The organism is Enterococcus sp. AAFC-DPL-6103, assembly GCF_058216595.1.
Genome location: NZ_CM177102.1, coordinates 1,999,034 through 2,020,687, shown reverse-complemented (window position 1 = coordinate 2,020,687; position 21,654 = coordinate 1,999,034). Strand labels below are relative to the sequence as shown.

The window sequence follows — 21,654 nt, the reverse complement described above, 5'->3', positions numbered from 1 at the left end:
GAGTGATTGATTAATGAATGCCAATCGAGAGCAAAGAGAAATATTTTTTCTCAATGATTCTGTTAGCGTAGATTCAGGTGGACGTGTACAGTCTATGTTTTTGAGAAGTAAAACATGGAAAGACGATGTTCTTGCTACACACATTTGTACATTTAATTTTCGCCCGCAATATAGAAACATTTTTAATAATATCCATGAGGTAAAGAAACTACCCGATAATGTTTTTTTTATGAATATTTACGAATTTTTTGCAGAGGATGAAACTCTTTTTTATAGTGATAACGTGGTAACTTTTGATGAATATGAAGCAAAAAAAAAGTTTGTGCAGAATGCAAAAAACGAACAAGTATTTGAGTATAAAGAAAATAAAGAATTATTAAAAAGAATAAAATTGAATCCAGATCAATCGATTGCTATGATTGATTATTTTGAAAATAAAACAAGAACAAAAAGAGATATCTTCAGAAGTGATGGTGTCTTGTTAAGGACAAATTATTTTAACAGTGAGGGACTCCTGGCTCAAAGTGATTTTTTTTCTAGCGAGGGGAGAAAATATCTAACAAGTAAGTATAATGAAGAAGCACAAATGTCATATATTTTACATTTTCCAAAGAATGGTAAGATAAATCAATTTGATAATGAAAAACAATTGAAAGATTATTGGATATTTCAATTGAATGAAATGTCCAATAAACCCTATTTTTTTGTGGAAGATCATCGCTTGGATACCTGTGTCATAGAAAATAGCTTCACAAATAAAATAAATTCAGTTGCAACTATCCATGGAAATATTTATGGTAAAGATGGTTCATTCGGTAGTCCATTAAGGGCATATACAAAAGGAACATTGGAAAATTTAGATAAATTTGGTGCAGTGATTCTTCTTACTGATGAAATGAAAAAACATATTATAAGCCAATTTGGGGAAAGAGATAATTTGTTTGTCATTGGACATCCATTTCTTATAAATAAAACAAAAACGACGGAATCTAAGAATTTGAGTCGTGGTGTAATCATTTCAAAATTTAATAAAGGAAAAAGAATTAATTTAGCTATTGAAGCATTTGCCGAAGCGATAAAGGAAGTTCCTGATGCACAATTAGATATTTTTGGACAAGGTGATGAGAAAAGGAGTTACGAACTACTTATAAAAAAATTAGGTGTAGAAAAAAATATACATGTTCATGGCTATACACAAGATGCAATTGGAGAGTTTCAGCGTAGTGGTTTTAGTTTAATGACTTCAAAATCGGAAGGATTCGGTATTTCGATTTTAGAAAGTCTTAGTGTAAATACTCCAGTTGTTGCTTTTGACTACAATTACGGACCCAAAGATTTAATCAAGGACGGTCTAAATGGACGAATTGTTCCCAATGGAAATGTTTCTGCATTAAGCAGAGCAATTGTTGAGCTAATAAAAAAACCGGATTACCTGATTGAATTATCTCAAAATACTGGGAAAGTTGTTGAACAATATTCTAAAAATAAGATTCGTGAGAAATTATTAGGTGTATTTGACTATCTTGATGACTATCAAGATGAACTTCCAGTAGTTGTTCAGTCACTAAATCAATCAGTTCATTCTATTATAAAAACTGATACTGAACTTCAAATAAATCTTGTGGTACAACTAAAATTAACAACTACAAAAACTATTCCAATATGCTATATTCATGTAAATACTCCAGAAAAAATGATTCCGCTAGTGTATAAGGGAATATATGAAAATGGAAAATTTTTATTTGAGGTTACACTGCCATTAGAAATGTTATCTATTATTTTGAAATCATCACTAGATCCTTTTTTATTAGGGATACAAAACAAAAAGCACTATCAAATATTTGATTTACCAATAATTAAAGAAAAGATTCAATCATTTTTAATATAAGATAAATCTTTGATAAACGTAAAAAAATAGCTAATAAAAAAATAGTCTTTGAAAAAGGATTGGAATGGGCAATAGATATGATTGAAAAAACAGTAAAGGTAAGAGCTAAGTATTTAACTAAAGAATATGAACTATTAAAAAAGAAATCTGATAAACTAAAATCGTTATTTAAGGCAACTGCTACTGGTATTCCAAATTTTTGGGCACTTCGAGGTGTTTCATTTGAAGTAATGTCTGGAGAAACTATTGGAATAATTGGAATTAATGGCTCTGGAAAATCAACCCTTTCAAAAATTCTAGGTGGAATTATTCCTCCAACTTCTGGAGAACTAGAAATTAATGGGGAGACCTCAATTGTTGCAATTGGTGCGGGCTTAAAAACTGCCTTAACAGGTAGAGAAAACATCAAATTAAAATGTTCAATGTCAGGAATGAGTAATAAAGAAATTGATGAAAAACTTGATGACATAATCAATTTTGCTGATTTAGGAGAATTTATTGATCAACCAGTTAAAAATTACTCTAGTGGAATGAAATCAAGATTAGGATTTTCTGTGGCAATCCATCAAAATCCAGATATTTTAATTATTGATGAAGCATTATCTGTTGGGGATGATACATTTGCACAAAAATGTATTGATAAGATTAATGGATTTAAAAAAGAAGGAAAAACTATTTTTTTTGTTAGCCATTCATTAGGGCAGGTAAAAAAAATGTGTGATAAAACTTTATGGTTGCATTACGGTGAAGTAGCTGGATTTGGACCTACTAAAGAAATAATTAACGAATATAAAAAGTTTACCAAGTGGTTTAAAGATTTACCCAAAGAAAAACAAAACAATTATCAGAAGTCACAAAAAAAAGCACAGCAAGATTTTTCGTTAGATAATATGTATCAAAGTACAATGAAAAAATTACAAAGGGATCATCTAATGACGCGGGTAGAACTAAAACAGTTAAAGAAACAAATGGAAAGAAATCAAATCGGAACTCAAATGAAACTATCAACTAAGATTTTGATTATTAGCCTGTTCTTTATAATGATTACTTTATCAACTATTAGTTTCAGTGGTCGTTCATTAACCTATTTTTTTAATAACCCAGTGGAATTTGTAAGAACTCACTGGTTAGGTAATGAAAAAACATCTGAGAAAAATACTTCAAGTAAATCTTCAAAAGAAAGCAGTCAAACGTCTACGTCTGCAACAAGCAGTGAAGAATCAAATAGTACTATTTCGAGCGAATCAAACGATAGGATCATGCACACCGTTGTTCCTGGGGAAACACTTCTAGGAATTGCACAACAATATGGTGTTTCGGTAGAAGAATTAATGAAAATTAATAATCTGGATAATGAAGTCATCAATGCAGGCGTAGAAATCACTATTCCTACTTCACAAATCCAACAAGATAGCTCAATTGGAGGTGTGAGTGAGTAATGAATGAAGTGGCGATTATTATTAAAGAGCAACTATCAAACCTAGGAATTATTTTTAGAATGTCAAAATATGAAGAAAAAGCGACTTACCAGAATAACTATCTAGGACTGCTATGGCAAATACTAAATCCATTAATTCAAGTAGGGATTTATTATATGGTTTTTGGACTAGGTGTTCATGGTGGAAGAACGATTAACGGGATTCCGTATATTCTTTGGATGATTATAGGAATTTCTGCTTGGTTTTTTATATCACCATCGATTATGCAAGCATCAAATAGTATCTATAAACAAGTTGGTTTAGTTTCTAAAATGAAGTTTCCGGTTAGTGTATTACCTTCAATTTCTATAGCAGGTCAGCTTACGAATTATTTTTGGTATATGATGATTGTTATCGTTGCATTATTATTTAACGGAGTTTATCCAACATTGTATTGGTTACAGTACATCTATTATTTTTTTTCTATGATTGTATTTCTGTACGCATTTGGTATCTTTAATGCGACGATCACAACATTGGTTCGTGATTATCACGTTATGCTTCAGTCAATTTTCCGTTTATTGTTTTATATTTCTGGAGCTATTTGGAATTTTCAAACAAGAAATTTGCCAAAAGGACTAGTAAATATTTTAGAAATCAATCCGTTATATTATTTAATTGACGGTTTTAGAGATACATTCTTATCAAGAGAGTGGTTTTGGAATAAAGGGACATATGGTTTAATATTCTGGTGTATCACACTTATCTTTTTGATTATTGGATCGCACATCCATTTGAAATTCCGAGCAAAATTTGTTGACTATATTTAGGAGGAAATTTAAATGGGAACTTTACTGATTATTGATGATAATCAAAATAGTACTTTTTATTATTATTGTTCGACTGGTAAAAAATATATTTTAATGCGATTTCTTCCAGAAACAGTCACAGAAAATAAAGTATACTTGAGTGAACAGTTTACTTTACTTGATAAATCAGAGTTCATGCTATGGTTTGCGAAAGAGTTCAATTTACCAGTGAAAAATTATATTGTTGTTACTAAAGAAAACCTGTTAAAAATCATTATGGAAGAATTATCGCAAAATGGAGTAATTACTATCTCAAATCCTTCTGAATTTAGTCAAGAGGGAGTTGATTTTAAACGTGGTAAGCAGAAAGTAACATTTGAAGAGTTAGAAATATTTTTTTCATGTTATCCGGATAGTTCTGAACGTTTTACTGTTTTTTCAAGACAAGAGCACGTGATACGCTTATATAAGCAAAAAATTCTGGAAAAAAAGAACCCCATTTCGTTAGTCAAAAAATTTAATCAGTTAAAAAAGTCCATAGATACGAATCTAACGTTTACTGGAGTTACGCGAGAAGTAGGAGAGTTATTTAAAGTTGGTGGGAAGAGATTAACAAAATTGGATCTTCCAAGAAATAATTTTTCTGAAACAAAAGCAGAAATATTACGACTTATGACTGAACAATAAAAAATCATATTAAAAAAGGGGCATAGTTATGACTAAAAGAACTAAAAAAGAAAAATCCAAAGGGTGGATCATTGCTGGTATTGTGTTAATATTGATAGTACTAGTTGGTGGTGGTGGTTTATGGTATTACCAAAATATTCATTCTAAACTATCACCAGTGGCTGATTTTTCAACTGTAAGTGGAAAGTTTTATTTGTCTGATGGAAAATATCGTGGTGAAGAATTAACATCATTCGATGATGTAAAATGGGAAAATCCAGAAAAGAAATTGAGCTTTTCACCAATTGATAAATCTCGTATTTTTATTGGTGTCTATGAAAAGAATAAAGTAAATACAGGAAGTATCTTGGCTACAATTAAGCAAAAAGATAATTATCTAGGTTTGAAACAAGAAAGCTTCATTGTTTCTGATGAGTATTATAATTCAAAGCTGAAAAAAGAAGACCAAGCCTCTTTTGAAAAATTAGATAATAAAAATATTCCGGATTTGGTCAACAGCAAAGATACTTATTATATTTCAAAAACATTCCATATTAATTCGGAAATCAAGAGTTATAAATTCTACCTGAAAGGTAAGGAATTGATTCGTGAGAATGCTCCTGACAATGATTCTTACTATTACATGAAATATGAGCAACAGTAAGGTAAAATGTTAATATTTTGGATTAAGTAATTTTCAGATTCACAATTGAAAGGAAGAAATTTAATGAAAAAAATCGCAGTTTTAGGTCCAGGTTCTTGGGGGACTGCCTTAGCACAAACCTTAGCAGAAAATGGGCATGATGTTCGAATTTGGGGAAATGTTCCTGAACAAATTGATGAGATCAATGAATATCATACCAATAAACATTTTTTGCCAGATTTGCAAATTCCTGAATCAATTGTAGGATATAAAGAATTAGCGGAGGCTGTTGATGGTGTTGATGCTGTATTATTCGTTGTCCCAGCAAAAGCTATTCGTTCAGTTGCGCAAGAATTGTTAGAAAAAATGAATACAAAACCAATCATCATTCATGCAAGTAAGGGATTAGAACAAGGCACACACAAACGCATTTCAGAAGTGATTGCAGAAGAACTTCCAGAAGAAAAACGCCAAGCAATCGTTGTTCTTTCTGGTCCAAGTCATGCAGAGGAAGTTGCCGTTCACGACATCACGACGATTACGGCTGCAAGTATTGATCAAAATGCAGCAGAATTTGTTCAAGATTTATTTATGAATGATTATTTCCGAATCTATACAAATAACGATGTAATTGGCGTGGAAACAGGTGCTGCATTAAAAAATATTATTGCAATCGGCGCTGGCGCTATTCATGGACTAGGATTTGGTGATGACGCAAAAGCGGCTATCATGACTCGAGGTTTAGCTGAAATCAGTCGTCTAGGAGTGGCTATGGGGGCTAACCCACTGACATTTATTGGATTAAGCGGTGTGGGCGATTTGATTGTTACGTGTACGAGTGTTCATTCTCGTAATTGGCGTGCAGGAAACTTATTGGGTCAAGGACATAAATTGGCTGAGGTTCTAGAAAATATGGGGATGGTTGTTGAAGGTGTTTCAACGACAAAAGCCGCTGTTGAACTAGCTAAGCAATTAAATGTGGAGATGCCAATCACAGAGACCATCTATAGTGTGTTATATGAAGATAAAGATATCAAGCAAGCTGCAAAAGATATCATGTTGCGTGATGGCAAGACGGAAAATGAATTTATGTAAATATTAAAAAGTAGAACAAAACGATAATCGTTTTGTTCTACTTTTTTGTGGAGCATAAAACAGAAAGAAAGTAGGTTTCCTATTTTACCTCTGCTATAATAGTTCAATGAGTAATATTATTTTAAATGAATGATTGTGAGAAAGGAACGAACAGATCATGACAAAAGTTAGAAAAGCTGTGATTCCAGCAGCAGGATTGGGAACACGTTTTTTACCTGCAACAAAAGCAATGGCAAAGGAAATGTTACCAATTGTTGACAAGCCAACGATTCAATTTATTGTTGAAGAGGCTTTGGCTTCAGGAATCGAAGATATTTTAATTGTTACAGGAAAAGCAAAACGACCAATTGAAGACCATTTTGATTCAAATGTTGAATTGGAAACAAACTTACGTGAAAAAGAAAAAAATGAATTATTGAAATTAGTGGAAGAAACGACTAACGTCAATTTACACTTTATTCGTCAATCTCATCCAAAAGGGTTAGGGCATGCCGTGTTACAGGCAAAAGCTTTCGTAGGAGATGAACCTTTTATTGTGATGCTGGGTGATGATTTGATGGTGGATGACATTCCTTTGACAAAACAATTGATGAACGATTACGAGCAAACAACCTCTTCGACAATTGCTGTTATGAGTGTTCCGCATGAAGATACGTCGAAATATGGCATTATCAATCCTGGTGAATTAGTTTCAGATGACGTTTATAGTGTGAAAAATTTTGTAGAGAAACCAGATCCAACTGACGCACCAAGTGATCTGGCTATTATTGGCCGTTATTTGTTAAATCCAGAAATCTTTACTATTTTGGAAACACAAAAACCTGGTGCGGGAAATGAAATTCAGCTAACTGATGCGATTGATGAACTGAATAAAAGTCAACGTGTGTTTGCACATGAATTTAAAGGAACACGCTATGATGTTGGCGATAAGTTTGGTTACATGAAGACGAGTATCGAGTATGGATTGCAACATCCAGAAATTGGTGAAACATTAAGAGAATATCTGATTGAACTAGGAAAAAAATTAAATTAATTGATCTTGTAATGATTTGAAGTAGAGACTAAGTCATTTTGGGCTCTACTTTTTTGTGTTTAGATGAATTGCTTAAGTGCTTTCTGATAATTTATCCTTATTTATTGGATGTCAACATGTCGTTGACATCCTCTTTCTATTTGACACTTGCGTGGTTTACTATAAAATAAATAGAGTGCATAATTTTGTTGCTAAAAACAAGTGGAGGGAAGTGTCAGCGGCTTAGAATTTCAATGGCCGATTGAGATGACTAAACAAGATAAAGATTTAAAAAAAGCTGCTAGAATACAGTTGCTTGAACTCTTGAATGAAAATCCTGACTGGTATCATTCTCAAAAAGAAACACCTCAAAGAGTGAAACAGTTAGCCACACTTTTAGTAGATAAGCAGAAAATACCAAAACATAGTACAAAAAAAGAGACGGTAATCAATCCTCGCTATTTTTTATTACTTCATTTTTTGGGTTTTAACAATAAAGAAGTACAAGAGATATTATTTCCAACGAAACAAAGTTATATTTTGTGGAAAGAGGAATATGGATATGATAAATTAAGGAGTTCAGCCATCGTGAAAAAGAAACAGCTATTGATTCAGACTTTGGCTGACCAATGGCGTATATATGATCTCATAGAAGACTCGGTACAGACTATCAGCGATTTTTGGCGAGAACAAAGGGCATTGGTTCAAGCTGGGCATAAAGCTGTGGATGGTTTGAGTGAACAAGAAATCGATGAAATTTTAGGTTTTTATGAAGTGCTAGATACTATTACTGATTTCTCTCGCGTCCAAAAGCAGCTAATATTAGAAAAAAAGAATCGATTCGTTTAAGTCTTGCACCGATTGTATACCTAAAAGAAGCTTTAATTTTTACTTAAGTGTACAAAAATAGCATAAGATAAAAGAAGAAAAATCAACATTTTTTTTGAATTAGTAGTAAAATGATGAAGAGTTTTTGTCAAACGGAATTTAAATAGAAGGTGTGGATTTCATGGAAAAACTAATAGCAATTGCTCAATCATTGCTTGATGGATTGAAGTGGTTACTGGAAGGAAGCAATTGGTTAATCTTATTACCTTTCATTTGTGTCAGTTTTTATGTCATGTATCAGATGGTAAAGCGCAAAGAAAAAGGATTGATTTTAATTTGGTATTTAGCAACGATTGCGATTGGCAGTTTGATGTTACAAATTGCAGTTGATGCACAAACCGCATTAATTTTTGCAGCTGTATTGATAGGGTTGTATGTGGTGATTTATATTCGCTATTTGGGTCATCGAATGCACTTGATCAAAAAAGGAAAGCATGCGGCTCCGTATCGTTCAGTAAAAGAATAAAAAAGAGGCTGGATAGCTGTAGTCAACCAAAAATCAGGATTTTTGGTTGACTACAGCTATCCAGCCTTTTTCTTAGAATTTTATTTGAGAATATATGTGTACAAAATTTATTTAATTAAATTTTGACTGCTTGTTATTTGAAAAAACGTTATGATAAGTTGTTTAGAATAGCTAAGAAGTGGGGAAAGTTAGAATATAATAACAAGATTATAATTATGAAAAGATGTCGTACTCTTGTTTTTTGATGATTCACCTCTTGCACTCAGCAAATAGTTTCCTTACAATGAGAACAGATAGAAACAGCTGAATAAAAAAAGGCTCCCTGTTTCTTAGTTGGCGCTAAGAAACAGGGAATGACTTGTCAGTACGCGCTGACCAATCATTTTGCCATAGTCAATGCAGTGCATCGACCTTTTTATTGTACCTAATCTAAGGTGAAATTTCTACCCCTATGTAGATTTTTATGAAGGTTGCCCGCTTGTTTATTTGCTATGTTAAGGTATTGGGCTAGACGCTCAATACCTCTTTTTGTTGGGGAAAAATAACGACGAGTACAAAGTAAGTTGGCAACTGCCGTTTTGTTGTTTTCGCTTTATTAGGCAGCTGTTTCTATTGATTTTGATTCGTGGGGGAGACTTATGAGTTTACGTTATTTTGATTATTATCAACAGCTGGAAGAAAAACTACGTGTAGAAGAACCATTAATGATTCAAGCAGGAACTTGGATTGCTCAACGAATAGCTGCCGGAGGTCGGTTACAGATTTTCGCTAGCCGAACGTTAAGCGGTGTGGCTTTTGAATTTTGGGAACAGCTTCCAGATATCGTCCCTGGGAAATTGATCAAAAATCCAGCTGATGGTATTTATGAGAGATTAGAGGGAACCGGTCAAGCAATTATTGAACAGATAGAGACAAACCCTCAAGATATTTTTTTACTGTTATCAAATGAAGGACGTAACCCGGCTATTATTGAACTCGCGCAGTGGATCAAAGAGCATGAGTATCCAGTAATCATCGTGACGGGTTTTGATTTATCTAGAAGTATAAAATCGCAGCATAGTAGTGGCTTACGGTTATTTGAAATTGCAGATTTGGTTTTAGATAATCATGCAAAATTGCATGACGCGGTATTGACTATACCTGAATTGGATCCATCAATTTGTGGAACAGCCTCTGTTTCTACCATGTTTTTACTTCAGCAAATGCTCTATTTTATTGCTCAGTTTTTACTTAAAAAAGAAGTGTCTTCTGATTAAAGCCCACTATTCAGAGAGTTTTCCACAGTAATCAACTGTATAAAAGAAAAAAAGCTTGTGTTCCACAGCTACAGAAACAGTTTTATGAAAAGAAAACGATTTTCTTAGTCGATAATTATTGATGAAGAATGGTTTGATAGTTATTTTTTATGATTTAATAGTTTTTCATAATAATATTTGTTTCTATTTTGTTAGTTATTTATATAGGTGTTTCACAGAGAAATGTGGATAACAGTCGCCCCAATTATTGATGGAGAGAAATGATTAGGTGAAAGAAATATCAATAAAAAATTAACTCATTTTTACAGACTTTAAAGCAAACCTTTAATTGTTTGAAATCTCATTGAAAAGTTAGAATCATTTTGGTATCGTTATCTAAGAAAGATAAACGAGATCAACTTGTTATCTTAATAACTGTTGAGAAAAATTAAAGGATAAGTGGGAAAAAAAGATGAGAAGAGCTGAGAAAAAACGAATGAGCACGGGACGAAAAGTTTTTTTATGGATTTTAAGTATTTTGTTGATTATTATTGCGGGGATTGCTGTTTATGCAGGAAAAATTTATTTTGATGTGAAGTCCACAGCAGACAAGACTTATGCAACGGTCGATCGGATCACTGAATCAAAACGGGACAAAGCAATCAATTATGATGCTGGCGATCCATTGTCAATTTTACTACTAGGTGTGGATACAGGAGATTTTGGTCGCACAGATCAAGGTCGCTCAGATTCAATTATGGTTGCAACGGTTAATCCACAAAAGAAGAAAACGACTTTAGTAAGTATTCCTCGTGATACCTACACAGAGATTGTTGGGCATGGAACGAGTGATAAGATCAATCACGCCTATGCGTTTGGAGGTGTGGCAATGTCTATTGCGACAGTTGAAAACATGTTAGATATTCCCATTGACCACTACGCGGAAATCAATATGAAAGGAATGCAAGAGTTGGTTGACGCAGTTGGTGGTGTTGATGTAAATAATAAATTGACATTTAGCTACGATGGAACTGATTTCCCAATCGGCAAACAAACGTTAAATGGTTCAGAGGCCGTGAAATATGCACGGATGCGATACGATGATCCAAAAGGAGATTATGGACGTCAAGATCGTCAACGTCAGGTGATTTCTGGAATTATCAACAAAACAAAGTCAGTGGATACATTGACGAACTATACAAATTTATTGGACGCTTTGGGCAACAATGCAGCAACGGATGTTTCATGGGATACAATCAAAGTTTTAGCAACTAATTACCGTGATGCCTTTTCAACGATTCGTTCAGAACAACTAGCAGGAGATTCATTTACTGGTGACGGTACAACTGGAGAAAATGGCATTTCTTATCAACGAGCAAGTAGTGACGAACTCGCTCGAATCCAAAAAGAACTAAAAGAACAATTAAAATAGTGCAAAGAAAAAATACCTAACAAAAAACTCAGAGCAACCGTGCAAATGGTTGCTCTGAGTTTTTTTAGCGATACACTGATACGCTGATAAAGAAAAAAATAAGGATTGGTTGAAAGACTGTCTTCTTTTACCGAATCCTAAAATTTTATTTACTGTTAGATTAGACCAAAAAATAAAGCAAAAGCAGCCAAGAAAAATGCTTTTGTAAAAGACATGATTTTCCGTGGATCTCGTACGATCGTTTTGGCATCAATAAATGCTTCAGAACTTAGAATATAAGAACTTACAATAATCAATAAAACAGTAATTAGTAATAGTAATAACATAACTCTCACTCCTTCAAGTTCTTAGCAATAGTATAGCATGTTGACATAGAAGTTACGAGTTACTGGCAATTTCTTAAATAAATTTATAACAAAATTCGTAAATGATTTAACATGGCCCCTGTTCAAAATCTTGTTGCCCTTCCTGAAAAATAATTTGTTGATACTGACGAAAAAAAGTGCCACGGTGATAATGCTGCTGATGTGCCAAAACTTGTTGAAAAGGACGAGCCAACCATTTTGCTTGTGGAAAGAATGGAAAAAAGATTGGACTATAAAGTGGTGAAAAATCTGTGTGGATCATTAAATGACAAGAAAACGCGAGGCGAATTCTTTTTGTTAAATTTCGTTTCTTGATTGGAGAAAGAAAACGAAGCTGATTTGTTAACTGGATCGTTGTTTGAAAGGAGTGTTCTTCAACCAACTGCACCTGTAATGGATTGAACCAAATGGTAGTTACCTTTTTTGCAGATTCCAGCGGTAGTAAACTCTGTGTTCGAATCGCTGCTGGTAATTTGTAGTGGTTGACAGGAAGAAGTGTACGCATTGTTTTGAGATACCAGCTTAATTTTAACTGGTGATGGCTGTCTAGTAGATAAGTAATGATCTCTTGCGCCGAGCTTGCGACCAACATACACTCATGCTGAAAAACGATCCAACAACGAGTGAATTCTGTGGTTGTGTCTGGAAGCAGTGCATAAATTTCGATATCTAAAGGAATTTGGTATAAAAAATAAAGCTGTTCAGATTTAAAAAGGGATTCTTTTTTTATAGAAGAAACAAATGACGATTCACAATAAATAGTCGTTAAATCATTGATGGTAAAACGATTTTTGCTGGTTTCAATCATAAACTACCTCCAAGAATAATGTCATAATTCCTCGTGTAGCTAAAGTTTAGCATATGGGCATGGAACTTTTTTTGACCCAAAAAAACTCTTTTTCTTTTTTACAGTGGCTATATTTTTCCTTAAGCTACAAGTACCGGCCGGAAAAAAGAAAAAGGCAGAAAAGGATGGAACAAAAAGAATTAGAAGATTTATGTCAGAAATATGAAAAGCTGTATCACAAAGTGGTAAAGAAATGTGGAGTTTATCAAAACAATCAGGAATACGAGGAATATGTTCAATTAGCGCGGATTGCTTTCTTTGAAGTGGCAAGGGATTTTGCAACGTCAAAAAAATTTGAAGAAGCTTATCCTATAGGCTATTTATTTCAAAAAATTGTCTGGAAAATAAAAACATACCAACGAAAAATCTGGCGTCAACGAGACATTTTAGTAGCGGTAAATGAGGAACAAGAACGACAATCAATGAGTAGTCTTATTACTGGATCGTCTGATGTTTCGCATGAATACGCTGATCAGAGACTGATGCTCTGCTTTCTTTGGCACAAATTATCGGCGAAGGAACAATGTTTTTTAGCGTATCGTTTGGAAAAAGCTCGAAGTAGTGATTACCTAGCACCAGCAAGTAGACAAACAATAGCGAATTGGCGAAAGAAACTAAAAAAACGATGGCAGGATGAAAAAATCAATTAAAATTTTGACATTGAGTGTTCTGAACACGTTACTAGTAGTGTGAGTAAGTGAATGACGAATGAACCGGTGCAGGCGTGGTTTCATTTACTTATAAATCAAGAAGGGAGAAACTTATGGAGAAAAAATTAGAAAGTACAAAATTAACGATTTATTTTGCCAATTTGGAAACAGAAGAAGAATATCGACAAACGATTGGATCGATTATTCCTAATCCAGAAGATGAAAAAGTATTGGCATTAGGTGACGTTTTTCAATTATTGGCACCAAAAGAAGTACAAGTTGCGTCTGTTTTGAAAACGGAAGCAACGAGTTATCGAAAGAGTTAAAGGAGAAGAGAAAATGAAAAAACTACAGTTGATCTTTTCAGATAGTGAAGGGAAAAATCAAAGAGTCAATCCTGTAATTGCGTCCAATTCATTGACAGCAGAAGAAGTTCAGGAAATGATGCATCGCTTAAGTGAGTTGGATCTTTCAGTCAAAGAGGGTGTGACACTGTACGCGCATCCATTAGGTGCAAAGTATATTGAAACAATCGAAACAATCTTGTTTTAGCGAAAAATAAAAGGAAAAGAGAGAAGAAAGAATTGTTAACAATTCTTTCTTCTCTCTTTATACACGTTGATGAAAGAGTCTTCCCCAAAACTCTTTACACCATGATTATAATACATTTGTTATCAATTATGCAACGAAGTTTACCTTTTGTAATGAAAAAGTTTATAGCTCAAGGCTTTATAGATAATGATCGTTATTTTTATTGGTTATAAAAAAGAAATGTTAAGAATATTCGTTTATTTTTAATGAAACGGTATGAGAAATGTGTGGGAATTTTGACTTAAATCTACTTGGTCATAAAATATTTTCTAATGAATCATTAGATTAATGTAATAAAATCAACGATTTATGTTGTAAGATTCACTTATTGTTTTCTAATAAATTATTCATGTGAGTGAAGGGGTTTTCCTGTATAATCTTTTTGATTATCCATTTTTTATTCATCACAATATCATTGTGAACAGAAAGGAAGAAATTACTTGAAGAAAAATCCTTCTTCGGAAAAAAACAAGCGAGACCTCACCAAGCTAACGACGCCACACACGTACGTGATTATTTTTGGTGTAGTAATCTTTGCTTGGATCTTAACGTTTTTGGTACCAGCTGGTCGCTTTAGTACACAGGAAATCGAATATCAAGACGCAAACGGAGAAACAAGTACACGAACAGTACTTCGCCAAGACTCTTTCCGTTATGCCTATGCACTTGATAAAGGGTATGTTTTTGATCAATTAGAGAAATTACAAGATAATCCAGCGGAACGTGAGAAATTGGATGTTCCAGAAGCCGGGCTAGAAGACGTGCTTGCCGCTGGTGAAAAACAGTTAACACAAGAAAAACTAGATGAGATTGCTTTAACAGATGATGTACTTTATGACGAGTATGGAGATAATATCTATGACACGTCGAAAAAACTACACAAAACAGCAAAAGTTTGGGGAACAGACGATTTTGGTGGATTTGGCTTCCTGAACTTCGTGTTTGAAGGGTTAGTTTCTGGTGACAAATATGGTTCTGCAGTTGGGATTGCGGCACTGATTTTGGTTGTCGGTGGTGCTTTTGGGATTATTATGCGTACGGGCGCAATTGATGCAGGAATCTATGCGATTATTAGTAGAACAAAAGGACTTGAACGTTTAGCCTTGCCGCTATTATTTTTTGCTTTTTCTTTTGGAGGTGCGACGTTTGGAATGGCTGAAGAAGTTATTCCATTCTCAATGGTGATGGTACCTTTCGTTATTGCGCTAGGGTATGACTCGATTGTCGCAGTGACGGTCACTTATGTTGCTTCGCAGATTGGGAATGCGACATCTTGGATGAGTCCGTTTAGTGTTGCTGTCGCGCAGGGAATTGCTGGAATCCCAGTGTTGTCTGGGGCAACTTTCCGTTTGATCATGTGGGTGATTGTGACTGGTTTATCAGCGATTTACTTAATGATTTATGCAGAACGAATTCGTAAAAATCCAGCAAGTTCTGTGACCTACAAGTCAGATGCTTACTTCCGTGATCATCTTGAAAAAACAACAGACGAGAAAAAAGCTTTCACACTTGGACATAAATTGATTCTAGCCGAAATGTTGATTGTTTTAGTCTGGATTATTTGGGGAGTCACACAAAAAGGATATTATATTCCAGAAATTGCTTCGCAATTCTTTGTCATGGGATTAGCTGCAGGGATCATTGCAGTAATCTTTAATCTAAATGATATGAAGATCAATGATGTTGCTTCTTCTTTCCAATCAGGTGCAGCTGATTTAGCTGGAACAGCGATTGTTGTTGGTATGGCAAAAGGGATCTTACTTGTATTGGGTGGTTCAGATGCTTCCGTTCCTTCCGCGCTGAATACGATATTACACAGTATTGGAACAGTCTTAACAGGTGTACCGGCTGTGATTGGTGCATGGGCAATGTACTTGTTCCAAAGTTTGTTCAATTTAGTGGTCACATCGAACTCCGGTCAAGCAGCATTAACGATGCCAATCATGGCACCACTTGCTGACTTGGTAGGTGTTTCAAGACAAGTTGCTGTCTTGGCTTATCAGCTTGGTTCTGGATTTATGGATGCTTTCACGCCAGTTTCGGCTAGTTTGATTGGTGTACTAGGTGTTGCTCGGATCGAATGGGCAAAATGGGCGAAATTCCAAATCAAGATGCAAGGATTCTTATTTATTTTGGGAACGATTTTTATTATGATTGCGATTGCAATTGGGTTACAATAGAAAATAAAGCGGAGGATGGACAGGTCAGTGAACTGATCTTCGTTCATCCTTTTTTGAAAAGAAATGAGGGAAATTCATGAAGATCATTCGACAAGCACAAGTTTATGCACCAGATTATTTAGGTGTGATGGATGTTTTACTTTCAGGAAACGAAATCATTGCCATGGAAGAACAATTGACTAGTGATTTTGCGGAAGTGACATTGGAAGAAATCGATGGACGAGGGAAAATCTTGACTCCAGGTTTTATTGATGGTCACTTTCATATTTTAGGTGGTGGAGGTGAGGGTGGCTTCCAAAACCGAACTCCGGAAGTGACGCTTAGTCAGTTGACCAGTGCGGGTGTGACGACAGTCGTTGGGTGTTTAGGAACAGATGGACAAGGGCGAGATATGACTGCACTCATTAGTAAAGCACGTGGACTAGAAGCAGAGGGAATCACGACTTACGTGTATGAAGGTTCCTATCGTTTACCAGTCAAAACAGTGACAGATTCATTGATCAAAGATTTCTTAGTGATTGATAAAGTAATTGGGATTGGAGAAATTGCGGTTTCTGATCATCGTTCTTCCCAACCAACATTTGAAGAATTTTCTCGAGCAGTTGCAGACGCTCGAGTTGGCGGTATGTTATCTGGCAAGGCAGGAATCACGAATGTTCATTTAGGTGGTGGGGCAAGAAAATTAGAATTGTTAACACGTGTTGTGGAAGAAACTGAAATTCCCATTACCCAATTTTGGCCAACCCATGCGAATCGAACAGCCGATTTATTTGAATCTTGTTTAGCCTTTGCTAAAGAAGGGGGAACCATTGATTTTACCGCAAGTGAAGATCCCGATTTTTGGGAAAAAACTGATGGTGAAATTCGTTTCAGCCAAGCGCTAAAACGAGTGATTGAAGAAGGCGTTTCTCTAGACAACTTTACAATGACTTCTGATGGGCAGGGGAGTTTACCTTATTTTGATGAAAATAATCATTTCTTAGGAATGGGTATCGGAAGTGCTAAAGCATTATTAGTTGGAATCAAAGAAGCTGTTGAAAGAGAAAATATTCCATTGGAAATCGCACTAAGAGCAATCACATCTAATCCAGCACGTGTATTGAAACTAGCTAAAAAGGGCCAAATAAAAGTCGGAAATGATGCTGATTTGTGTTTATTGGATGCAGATACACTGGCAATTGATACAGTGATTGCCAAAGGGAAAGTGATGGTTCAAGGAAAAGAAGTCAAGGTTTGGGGGACATTTGAACAATTGCGTTAATGAAAAAATAAGCGTCTGAGGTGTTCTATTTGTCTGAATAATTGGTTGATGTTACTCTATAAGTAGATTAAAAATAATCATTATTTATCAAGGAGGAAGAATCATGGCAGATTTAAAAGGACGTTCAGAAGACTTGAAGGACAAAGTAGTCGGTGAAGGTAAAGAAGCTTATGGTAAAGCAACTGATGATAAATCAAAAGAGGTTGAAGGAAAAGCACAATCTTTAGGCGCAGACATCAAAGAAAAAGCGCGTGATCTTGGTGATGACATCAAAGAAGGCTTTGAAGATATCAAAGATAAATTTTCAAAAAAAGATAAATAATTTTTACTTACCTGGACTAAAAAATAAAGGGTGGAACAAAACGAAATGACGTTTTGTTCCACCCTTTTTGCTGTTGATCATTCAAACATACTTGTAATTGAATCCCAAAGACCACTGAAAAAGTTTTTGATTTGCGCCCATAGTCCTTTAGATTTTTCTTCAATTTGTTTTTTAGTTTCTGTTAAGTCTAGTTCATTCACGAAGTCTTCAAAGATATTTTTATCTTTCATATCGCTCATGAGTGAAGTTAGTTCACTGACTTGATCCGTCGTCATGATATCAGCAAGTCCGTGATCTTTTAAAGCTGTTTCGACAGTTTGTTGGATTTCTTCTTTAGTTAATTTCTGACCGTCTTTCGTTTTGGTTGCTAGTTCAGCTTTTGCTTGCTCTTGTGCGGCATTCAAAGCCTCATCAGAGTAACCTTCTTTGTCTTTGTTTTCTTCTGTGATTGAAGAAAGGACGTTCATCTCATCTTGCGCGACTTCTACGCGGTCTTTATTGATGATTCCGCCAGATTCTTCAACGATTTTGTAAACACCTGCTAGTGCACCAGAGCCATCAATTGGAACGGCAGAAGCAATCGTTAATTGGGCATCCGTGATCCCAGCAGTCAAAGCAGCGTTTTGATATTGCGCTGCGGTAATTTTCGTAATATTTTCGGGTGTAGCGATATCAACGTTGATTCCTTTTCCTTCTGCCAAAGTTTGCATACGGACGGAACTGTAGACTGCCCATTCTTGGTTGAAGCCACCATCAGGAATATAGTTCATTAGGTCTGTTCCATTTGTTGTATAAATCGGTGTTTCGCCTTTGATTCCTAATTTGTTTAACGTATAGTCTTGTTGTTCTTTAGTTAGTGCGTTACCGAGTGCAACAGCATTAACTTGAATTTTTTCTGCTTGGTTTGTAGACTGACTTGTTTCTTGGTTCGTTGTTGAAGTGGTCGCAACGGTTTCACTTGTTGCTGAATCTTGAGCAAATGCTAAGGGTGTACTTAATAGAACTTGGCTTGCGATTAAAGTCGTAGCAAGTAGTGTCCATGTTTTTGGTTGATTTTTTTTCATGTTGACCTCCAAAAGTTGTAGAAAATTATTTGAATAATTAATTCAATGATTTTACTTAGTTTACTACAAGGTACTTGAGAAAACTTGGGACTAGAGGCGGATTTAGGGAAATTTAAAAAAAGGTTGTGACTCCAAGTCCTTAGCTTCAAGTAATAAGGAGTTTTTTTCTGAAAATAGCTTTTCATATTTTTCGACAGTTGTAAATTATTTTGCGAAGCAGCTTGGTGAGCACCGTGGCTATGGTTATAACGCAAAATAGTGTAGACCATTTATTCAGCAAAGAAGGCCGCGACAATACTTTTGTCACAGCCTTCTTTCTTTTAGTCATCGTTGGGTAAAGCGAGCATTTTACGAGTGAATTCTTTGTTTTTTAACTCATAAACTTCATCACATTTTTTGGCAACGTCTAGTTCATGAGTAACAAGGATGATACAACGATCTTGTTCATGTGCGATTTCTTGGAATAACTGAACAATTTCTTGAGACGTTGTTTCATCCAGATTTCCAGTTGGCTCATCCGCGACAATCAATTGGTGATCACAACAGATTGCACGAACGATAGCTACTCGTTGTTGTTGACCACCGGAAAGTAATGTTACTTTCTTTTGGGCCATTTGTTCATCAATGCCGACCCGTGCTAAGTGTTCAAGTGCGATTTGACGTCGATTTTTTTGTTTGGTTTGAGAAATTTCCATGGCTGCAACGACATTGTCAACTGCAGAAAGATAAGGAAGTAAGTTATATGCTTGGAAAATAATCGAAACGCTATTCTTACGATAATTTCTCAGACCGATTTTTGCTAAGGGACGATCTTCATAATACACGGTTCCTTCTCTAGGATTATCCAAACCAGAGATCAGTGAGAGAAAGGTCGTTTTACCAGAACCACTGGCACCTAAAATCGCGTATATTTTGCCTGTTTCAAAAGTTAAAGAGACTTCTTGGTAAAGTGCATCTTCTGGATTTTGATACCAAAATCCTAAGTTTTCTGTTCGTAACATATGTGTACCTCCTTTAATTTAATAAAATTTTTCGTGGATTCAAACGCAAGATGCCAATGGAAGCTAAGCAAACAGAAAGCAAACTGATTCCTAAAGCAACCAAGGCAAGAAAACCGATTTGCGTTGGTGTTACATTGATTGAAAGTTCGCTGACTTCATTAGAAACGGTGAACGGATTATTGTTGCCACCCGGTGTGCCCATTTGACCACGTCCACCAGGATTTTCTCCGTTTGGTCGTTGGGTTCCTTCATCGTTTGTTTGTGTGTTTTGATCAGTGCTTGTTTGTTGCTCTATCAGCTGTTGTCCCACCACATTTGCCACTACGTTTCCGCTAACTGCTGCCACGCCTAGTGCTAAAATCATACATAAAGCTACTTCAGTAAATAATTGTAAAATAATTTTGATTCGAGATTCGCCTAATGAAAGTAAGACACCAAGTTCATGGCGACGTTCACGAATAGTGATCATGATGATCAATGTCAAGATAATAATGCCAGCAACGGCAACTAACAAGACGACATTTTTGGAAAAACTGGCTACATTGTTCAAAGGTTCGAGCATTGATTGATAAGCTGCATCATTTGATTGTAAGCTGAAAGTATCTGTGTCAATAAGTTTCTCAGCTTCTGCTACAAATTCATCCATGTTTTCTGGGTCTGCGAGTGTATAGATGGCAGAATCAACGGTATTGTCCTCGGCTGTTCCATTTAATTCATTGGCTAATGTGTAGGAAGTGTACAAAGTATTGGAAGGGTTCATCATACTGAATTGCATTCCCATACTATTACTACTTTCGCTAGATTTATAAATGCCTTTCACAGTCAGTTCATAAGTTGTTTCTTCGTCCTCAGAACTAGTAATCGTAAATGTATCTCCAACTGCTAAATCATTGGCAGTTGCTAATGTTTCTTCAATAAGAACATGGTTCGTATCTTTGTCGCTTTCATCAATTCCTTCACCATCAGTAATTGTTGCTGTTCCACTTGAAAAAGTACTATTTTGCGCGGAGGCTAACACACCAGTAACTTGAAAGTCGGCTTGTGTCATTTGACCACCACCAGGCATTCCGCCTCCCATTGGCTGATTTGCATCGGTTGTTTCAGTAGAACTATCTGTTGAATCAGAACTTGAAATAGCTGTGATTCCATCGCTTGCTAATGCAGAAGCGGAACTTTCAAAAGAGTAGCTCTTAACATCTGCTAAATCAGCAATCTTTTGTGCATCTTCTAATGAAACTGGTGTTAATGAAAAGCTTCCCGGGTCAATTCTTTCTTGGGTTGTGTCATCTGAATCTGTTCCGCTAGTTGCTGTTTCATCTGGTTTTTGGAAACTTGCCTCGCGATTAGCGCTTAACGTAACGGTTGCGCCAACTTCTTTTTGTGCTTCGCTGGCAGCTTGCTCGGCTGCACTACGAATAGTTAGACCCGCGAGAACAAAGACTAAAATCGCTGTAAAAACAGCGAATAAGAGGAGCGAGCGGCCCCATTTCACTTTGGTACTTTTTAGTGCGCGTTTGATAAAGTTCATTGTTTTCAATCCCTCCTATAGTGTTGCATTGCCAAATTGTAAAAGGTCTAACTTAAATGAACCTTAATGATGAAGAGCACCAAAGGAAATCAACGAATAGGAATAAAAACAAGCTATAGTTATCGTTCGAAATGTGCTAGAATGTAACAAGTATGTTTCGAGCAAGTGGCAAAAAATCAGTAAAAGCAAGAAGTGTAAGAAAAATGTGGTTATAGGTCTAGTGAAGTCTTTCCTGTCTTTGGTTATGTGCAATGAAAAGAAAAGGTCTGGTACTTTTTTAAGAAGGCCGTAGG

At 35.4% G+C, this 21,654-nt stretch carries 22 protein-coding genes; 17 read left to right on the top strand and 5 right to left on the bottom strand.

Annotated features, from left to right (window positions below; translation table 11 throughout):
• The first annotated feature begins 13 nt into the window (after positions 1-13).
• From AC4BC3_RS09625 to AC4BC3_RS09575, 11 genes are all read left to right on the top strand, one after another.
• On the top strand, positions 14-1,888 hold the full coding sequence (locus AC4BC3_RS09625) for a glycosyltransferase (protein ID WP_490466370.1): 1,875 nt from the start codon (positions 14-16) through the stop codon (positions 1,886-1,888).
• Positions 1,889-1,965: 77 nt separating this feature from the next.
• Complete coding sequence (locus AC4BC3_RS09620; RefSeq protein WP_490466369.1) at positions 1,966-3,327, top strand: ATP-binding cassette domain-containing protein; 1,362 nt, start codon at positions 1,966-1,968, stop codon at positions 3,325-3,327.
• On the top strand, positions 3,327-4,136 hold the full coding sequence (locus tag AC4BC3_RS09615) for an ABC transporter permease (RefSeq protein ID WP_490466368.1): 810 nt from the start codon (positions 3,327-3,329) through the stop codon (positions 4,134-4,136). The genes AC4BC3_RS09620 and AC4BC3_RS09615 overlap by 1 nt, the downstream gene beginning before the upstream one ends.
• 12 nt (positions 4,137-4,148) lie before the next feature.
• Positions 4,149-4,802, top strand: coding sequence for an LCP family glycopolymer transferase (locus AC4BC3_RS09610; protein ID WP_490466367.1), 654 nt, complete (start codon positions 4,149-4,151; stop codon positions 4,800-4,802).
• Positions 4,803-4,830: 28 nt separating this feature from the next.
• Positions 4,831-5,445, top strand: a complete 615-nt coding sequence (locus AC4BC3_RS09605) for a hypothetical protein (RefSeq protein WP_490466366.1) — start codon at positions 4,831-4,833, stop codon at positions 5,443-5,445.
• 63 nt (positions 5,446-5,508) lie between these two features.
• Positions 5,509-6,519: an NAD(P)H-dependent glycerol-3-phosphate dehydrogenase gene (locus tag AC4BC3_RS09600; RefSeq protein WP_490466365.1), complete on the top strand. Its 1,011-nt coding sequence runs from the start codon at positions 5,509-5,511 to the stop codon at positions 6,517-6,519.
• Between the two features lie 157 nt (positions 6,520-6,676).
• Positions 6,677-7,552 carry a UTP--glucose-1-phosphate uridylyltransferase GalU gene (gene galU / locus AC4BC3_RS09595; RefSeq protein ID WP_206909487.1) on the top strand — a complete coding sequence of 292 codons (876 nt, stop codon included), beginning with the start codon at positions 6,677-6,679 and terminating at the stop codon, positions 7,550-7,552.
• Between the two features lie 246 nt (positions 7,553-7,798).
• Positions 7,799-8,380, top strand: a complete 582-nt coding sequence (locus AC4BC3_RS09590) for a hypothetical protein (protein ID WP_490466364.1) — start codon at positions 7,799-7,801, stop codon at positions 8,378-8,380.
• A 160-nt stretch (positions 8,381-8,540) separates the two neighbouring features.
• Positions 8,541-8,885 (top strand): hypothetical protein, encoded by a 345-nt coding sequence (locus tag AC4BC3_RS09585; RefSeq protein WP_206909489.1) that lies wholly within the window; start codon positions 8,541-8,543, stop codon positions 8,883-8,885.
• 638 nt (positions 8,886-9,523) lie between these two features.
• Positions 9,524-10,141 carry an SIS domain-containing protein gene (locus tag AC4BC3_RS09580; protein WP_206909490.1) on the top strand — a complete coding sequence of 206 codons (618 nt, stop codon included), beginning with the start codon at positions 9,524-9,526 and terminating at the stop codon, positions 10,139-10,141.
• A 451-nt stretch (positions 10,142-10,592) separates the two neighbouring features.
• Positions 10,593-11,552 carry an LCP family glycopolymer transferase gene (locus AC4BC3_RS09575; RefSeq protein WP_490466363.1) on the top strand — a complete coding sequence of 320 codons (960 nt, stop codon included), beginning with the start codon at positions 10,593-10,595 and terminating at the stop codon, positions 11,550-11,552.
• A 155-nt stretch (positions 11,553-11,707) separates the two neighbouring features.
• On the opposite strand, the gene AC4BC3_RS09570 is transcribed toward AC4BC3_RS09575, so the two are convergent.
• Together AC4BC3_RS09570 and AC4BC3_RS09565 are read right to left on the bottom strand one after the other, a co-directional pair.
• Complete coding sequence (locus AC4BC3_RS09570) at positions 11,708-11,878, bottom strand: hypothetical protein (protein ID WP_206909492.1); 171 nt, start codon at positions 11,876-11,878, stop codon at positions 11,708-11,710.
• 106 nt (positions 11,879-11,984) lie between these two features.
• Complete coding sequence (locus AC4BC3_RS09565) at positions 11,985-12,725, bottom strand: hypothetical protein (protein WP_490466362.1); 741 nt, start codon at positions 12,723-12,725, stop codon at positions 11,985-11,987.
• Positions 12,726-12,889: 164 nt separating this feature from the next.
• On the opposite strand from AC4BC3_RS09565, the gene AC4BC3_RS09560 reads away from it, so the two are divergent.
• From AC4BC3_RS09560 to AC4BC3_RS09535, 6 genes are all read left to right on the top strand, one after another.
• The gene (locus AC4BC3_RS09560; RefSeq protein WP_490466361.1) at positions 12,890-13,414 is read left to right on the top strand and encodes a hypothetical protein; all 525 of its coding nucleotides are present in this window, start codon (positions 12,890-12,892) and stop codon (positions 13,412-13,414) included.
• A gap of 113 nt (positions 13,415-13,527) precedes the next feature.
• Positions 13,528-13,740, top strand: coding sequence for a hypothetical protein (locus tag AC4BC3_RS09555; RefSeq protein WP_490466360.1), 213 nt, complete (start codon positions 13,528-13,530; stop codon positions 13,738-13,740).
• Positions 13,741-13,753: 13 nt separating this feature from the next.
• Positions 13,754-13,966 (top strand): DUF2922 domain-containing protein, encoded by a 213-nt coding sequence (locus AC4BC3_RS09550; RefSeq protein ID WP_206909499.1) that lies wholly within the window; start codon positions 13,754-13,756, stop codon positions 13,964-13,966.
• A gap of 479 nt (positions 13,967-14,445) precedes the next feature.
• A complete protein-coding gene (gene yfcC, locus AC4BC3_RS09545; protein ID WP_490466359.1) occupies positions 14,446-16,185 on the top strand; it encodes a putative basic amino acid antiporter YfcC in 1,740 nt (579 codons plus the stop codon).
• A gap of 76 nt (positions 16,186-16,261) precedes the next feature.
• A complete protein-coding gene (iadA, locus tag AC4BC3_RS09540; RefSeq protein ID WP_490466358.1) occupies positions 16,262-17,446 on the top strand; it encodes a beta-aspartyl-peptidase in 1,185 nt (394 codons plus the stop codon).
• 103 nt (positions 17,447-17,549) lie between these two features.
• Entirely contained in the window at positions 17,550-17,768 is a 219-nt protein-coding gene (locus tag AC4BC3_RS09535) for a CsbD family protein (RefSeq protein WP_206898275.1), read from the top strand.
• Between the two features lie 77 nt (positions 17,769-17,845).
• On the opposite strand, the gene AC4BC3_RS09530 is transcribed toward AC4BC3_RS09535, so the two are convergent.
• The 3 genes from AC4BC3_RS09530 to AC4BC3_RS09520 form a co-directional block, all read right to left on the bottom strand.
• Positions 17,846-18,832, bottom strand: a complete 987-nt coding sequence (locus AC4BC3_RS09530) for a DUF1002 domain-containing protein (protein ID WP_206909505.1) — start codon at positions 18,830-18,832, stop codon at positions 17,846-17,848.
• Positions 18,833-19,152: 320 nt separating this feature from the next.
• A complete protein-coding gene (locus AC4BC3_RS09525) occupies positions 19,153-19,833 on the bottom strand; it encodes an ABC transporter ATP-binding protein (protein WP_206909506.1) in 681 nt (226 codons plus the stop codon).
• A 13-nt stretch (positions 19,834-19,846) separates the two neighbouring features.
• Complete coding sequence (locus tag AC4BC3_RS09520) at positions 19,847-21,361, bottom strand: ABC transporter permease (protein ID WP_490466357.1); 1,515 nt, start codon at positions 21,359-21,361, stop codon at positions 19,847-19,849.
• Between the last annotated feature and the right edge of the window lie 293 nt (positions 21,362-21,654).

Coding starts and splice junctions, on each gene's coding strand:
- AC4BC3_RS09565 (WP_490466362.1), bottom strand. CDS start 12,725: ATGATTGAAACCAGCAAAAATCGTTTTACCATCAATGATTTAACGACT.
- AC4BC3_RS09535 (WP_206898275.1), top strand. CDS start 17,550: ATGGCAGATTTAAAAGGACGTTCAGAAGACTTGAAGGACAAAGTAGTC.
- AC4BC3_RS09570 (WP_206909492.1), bottom strand. CDS start 11,878: ATGTTATTACTATTACTAATTACTGTTTTATTGATTATTGTAAGTTCT.
- AC4BC3_RS09560 (WP_490466361.1), top strand. CDS start 12,890: ATGGAACAAAAAGAATTAGAAGATTTATGTCAGAAATATGAAAAGCTG.
- AC4BC3_RS09530 (WP_206909505.1), bottom strand. CDS start 18,832: ATGAAAAAAAATCAACCAAAAACATGGACACTACTTGCTACGACTTTA.
- AC4BC3_RS09625 (WP_490466370.1), top strand. CDS start 14: ATGAATGCCAATCGAGAGCAAAGAGAAATATTTTTTCTCAATGATTCT.
- AC4BC3_RS09580 (WP_206909490.1), top strand. CDS start 9,524: ATGAGTTTACGTTATTTTGATTATTATCAACAGCTGGAAGAAAAACTA.
- AC4BC3_RS09590 (WP_490466364.1), top strand. CDS start 7,799: ATGACTAAACAAGATAAAGATTTAAAAAAAGCTGCTAGAATACAGTTG.
- galU (WP_206909487.1), top strand. CDS start 6,677: ATGACAAAAGTTAGAAAAGCTGTGATTCCAGCAGCAGGATTGGGAACA.
- AC4BC3_RS09555 (WP_490466360.1), top strand. CDS start 13,528: ATGGAGAAAAAATTAGAAAGTACAAAATTAACGATTTATTTTGCCAAT.
- AC4BC3_RS09605 (WP_490466366.1), top strand. CDS start 4,831: ATGACTAAAAGAACTAAAAAAGAAAAATCCAAAGGGTGGATCATTGCT.
- AC4BC3_RS09520 (WP_490466357.1), bottom strand. CDS start 21,361: ATGAACTTTATCAAACGCGCACTAAAAAGTACCAAAGTGAAATGGGGC.
- AC4BC3_RS09550 (WP_206909499.1), top strand. CDS start 13,754: ATGAAAAAACTACAGTTGATCTTTTCAGATAGTGAAGGGAAAAATCAA.
- AC4BC3_RS09620 (WP_490466369.1), top strand. CDS start 1,966: ATGATTGAAAAAACAGTAAAGGTAAGAGCTAAGTATTTAACTAAAGAA.
- AC4BC3_RS09575 (WP_490466363.1), top strand. CDS start 10,593: ATGAGAAGAGCTGAGAAAAAACGAATGAGCACGGGACGAAAAGTTTTT.
- AC4BC3_RS09585 (WP_206909489.1), top strand. CDS start 8,541: ATGGAAAAACTAATAGCAATTGCTCAATCATTGCTTGATGGATTGAAG.
- AC4BC3_RS09525 (WP_206909506.1), bottom strand. CDS start 19,833: ATGTTACGAACAGAAAACTTAGGATTTTGGTATCAAAATCCAGAAGAT.
- AC4BC3_RS09600 (WP_490466365.1), top strand. CDS start 5,509: ATGAAAAAAATCGCAGTTTTAGGTCCAGGTTCTTGGGGGACTGCCTTA.
- iadA (WP_490466358.1), top strand. CDS start 16,262: ATGAAGATCATTCGACAAGCACAAGTTTATGCACCAGATTATTTAGGT.
- AC4BC3_RS09610 (WP_490466367.1), top strand. CDS start 4,149: ATGGGAACTTTACTGATTATTGATGATAATCAAAATAGTACTTTTTAT.
- AC4BC3_RS09615 (WP_490466368.1), top strand. CDS start 3,327: ATGAATGAAGTGGCGATTATTATTAAAGAGCAACTATCAAACCTAGGA.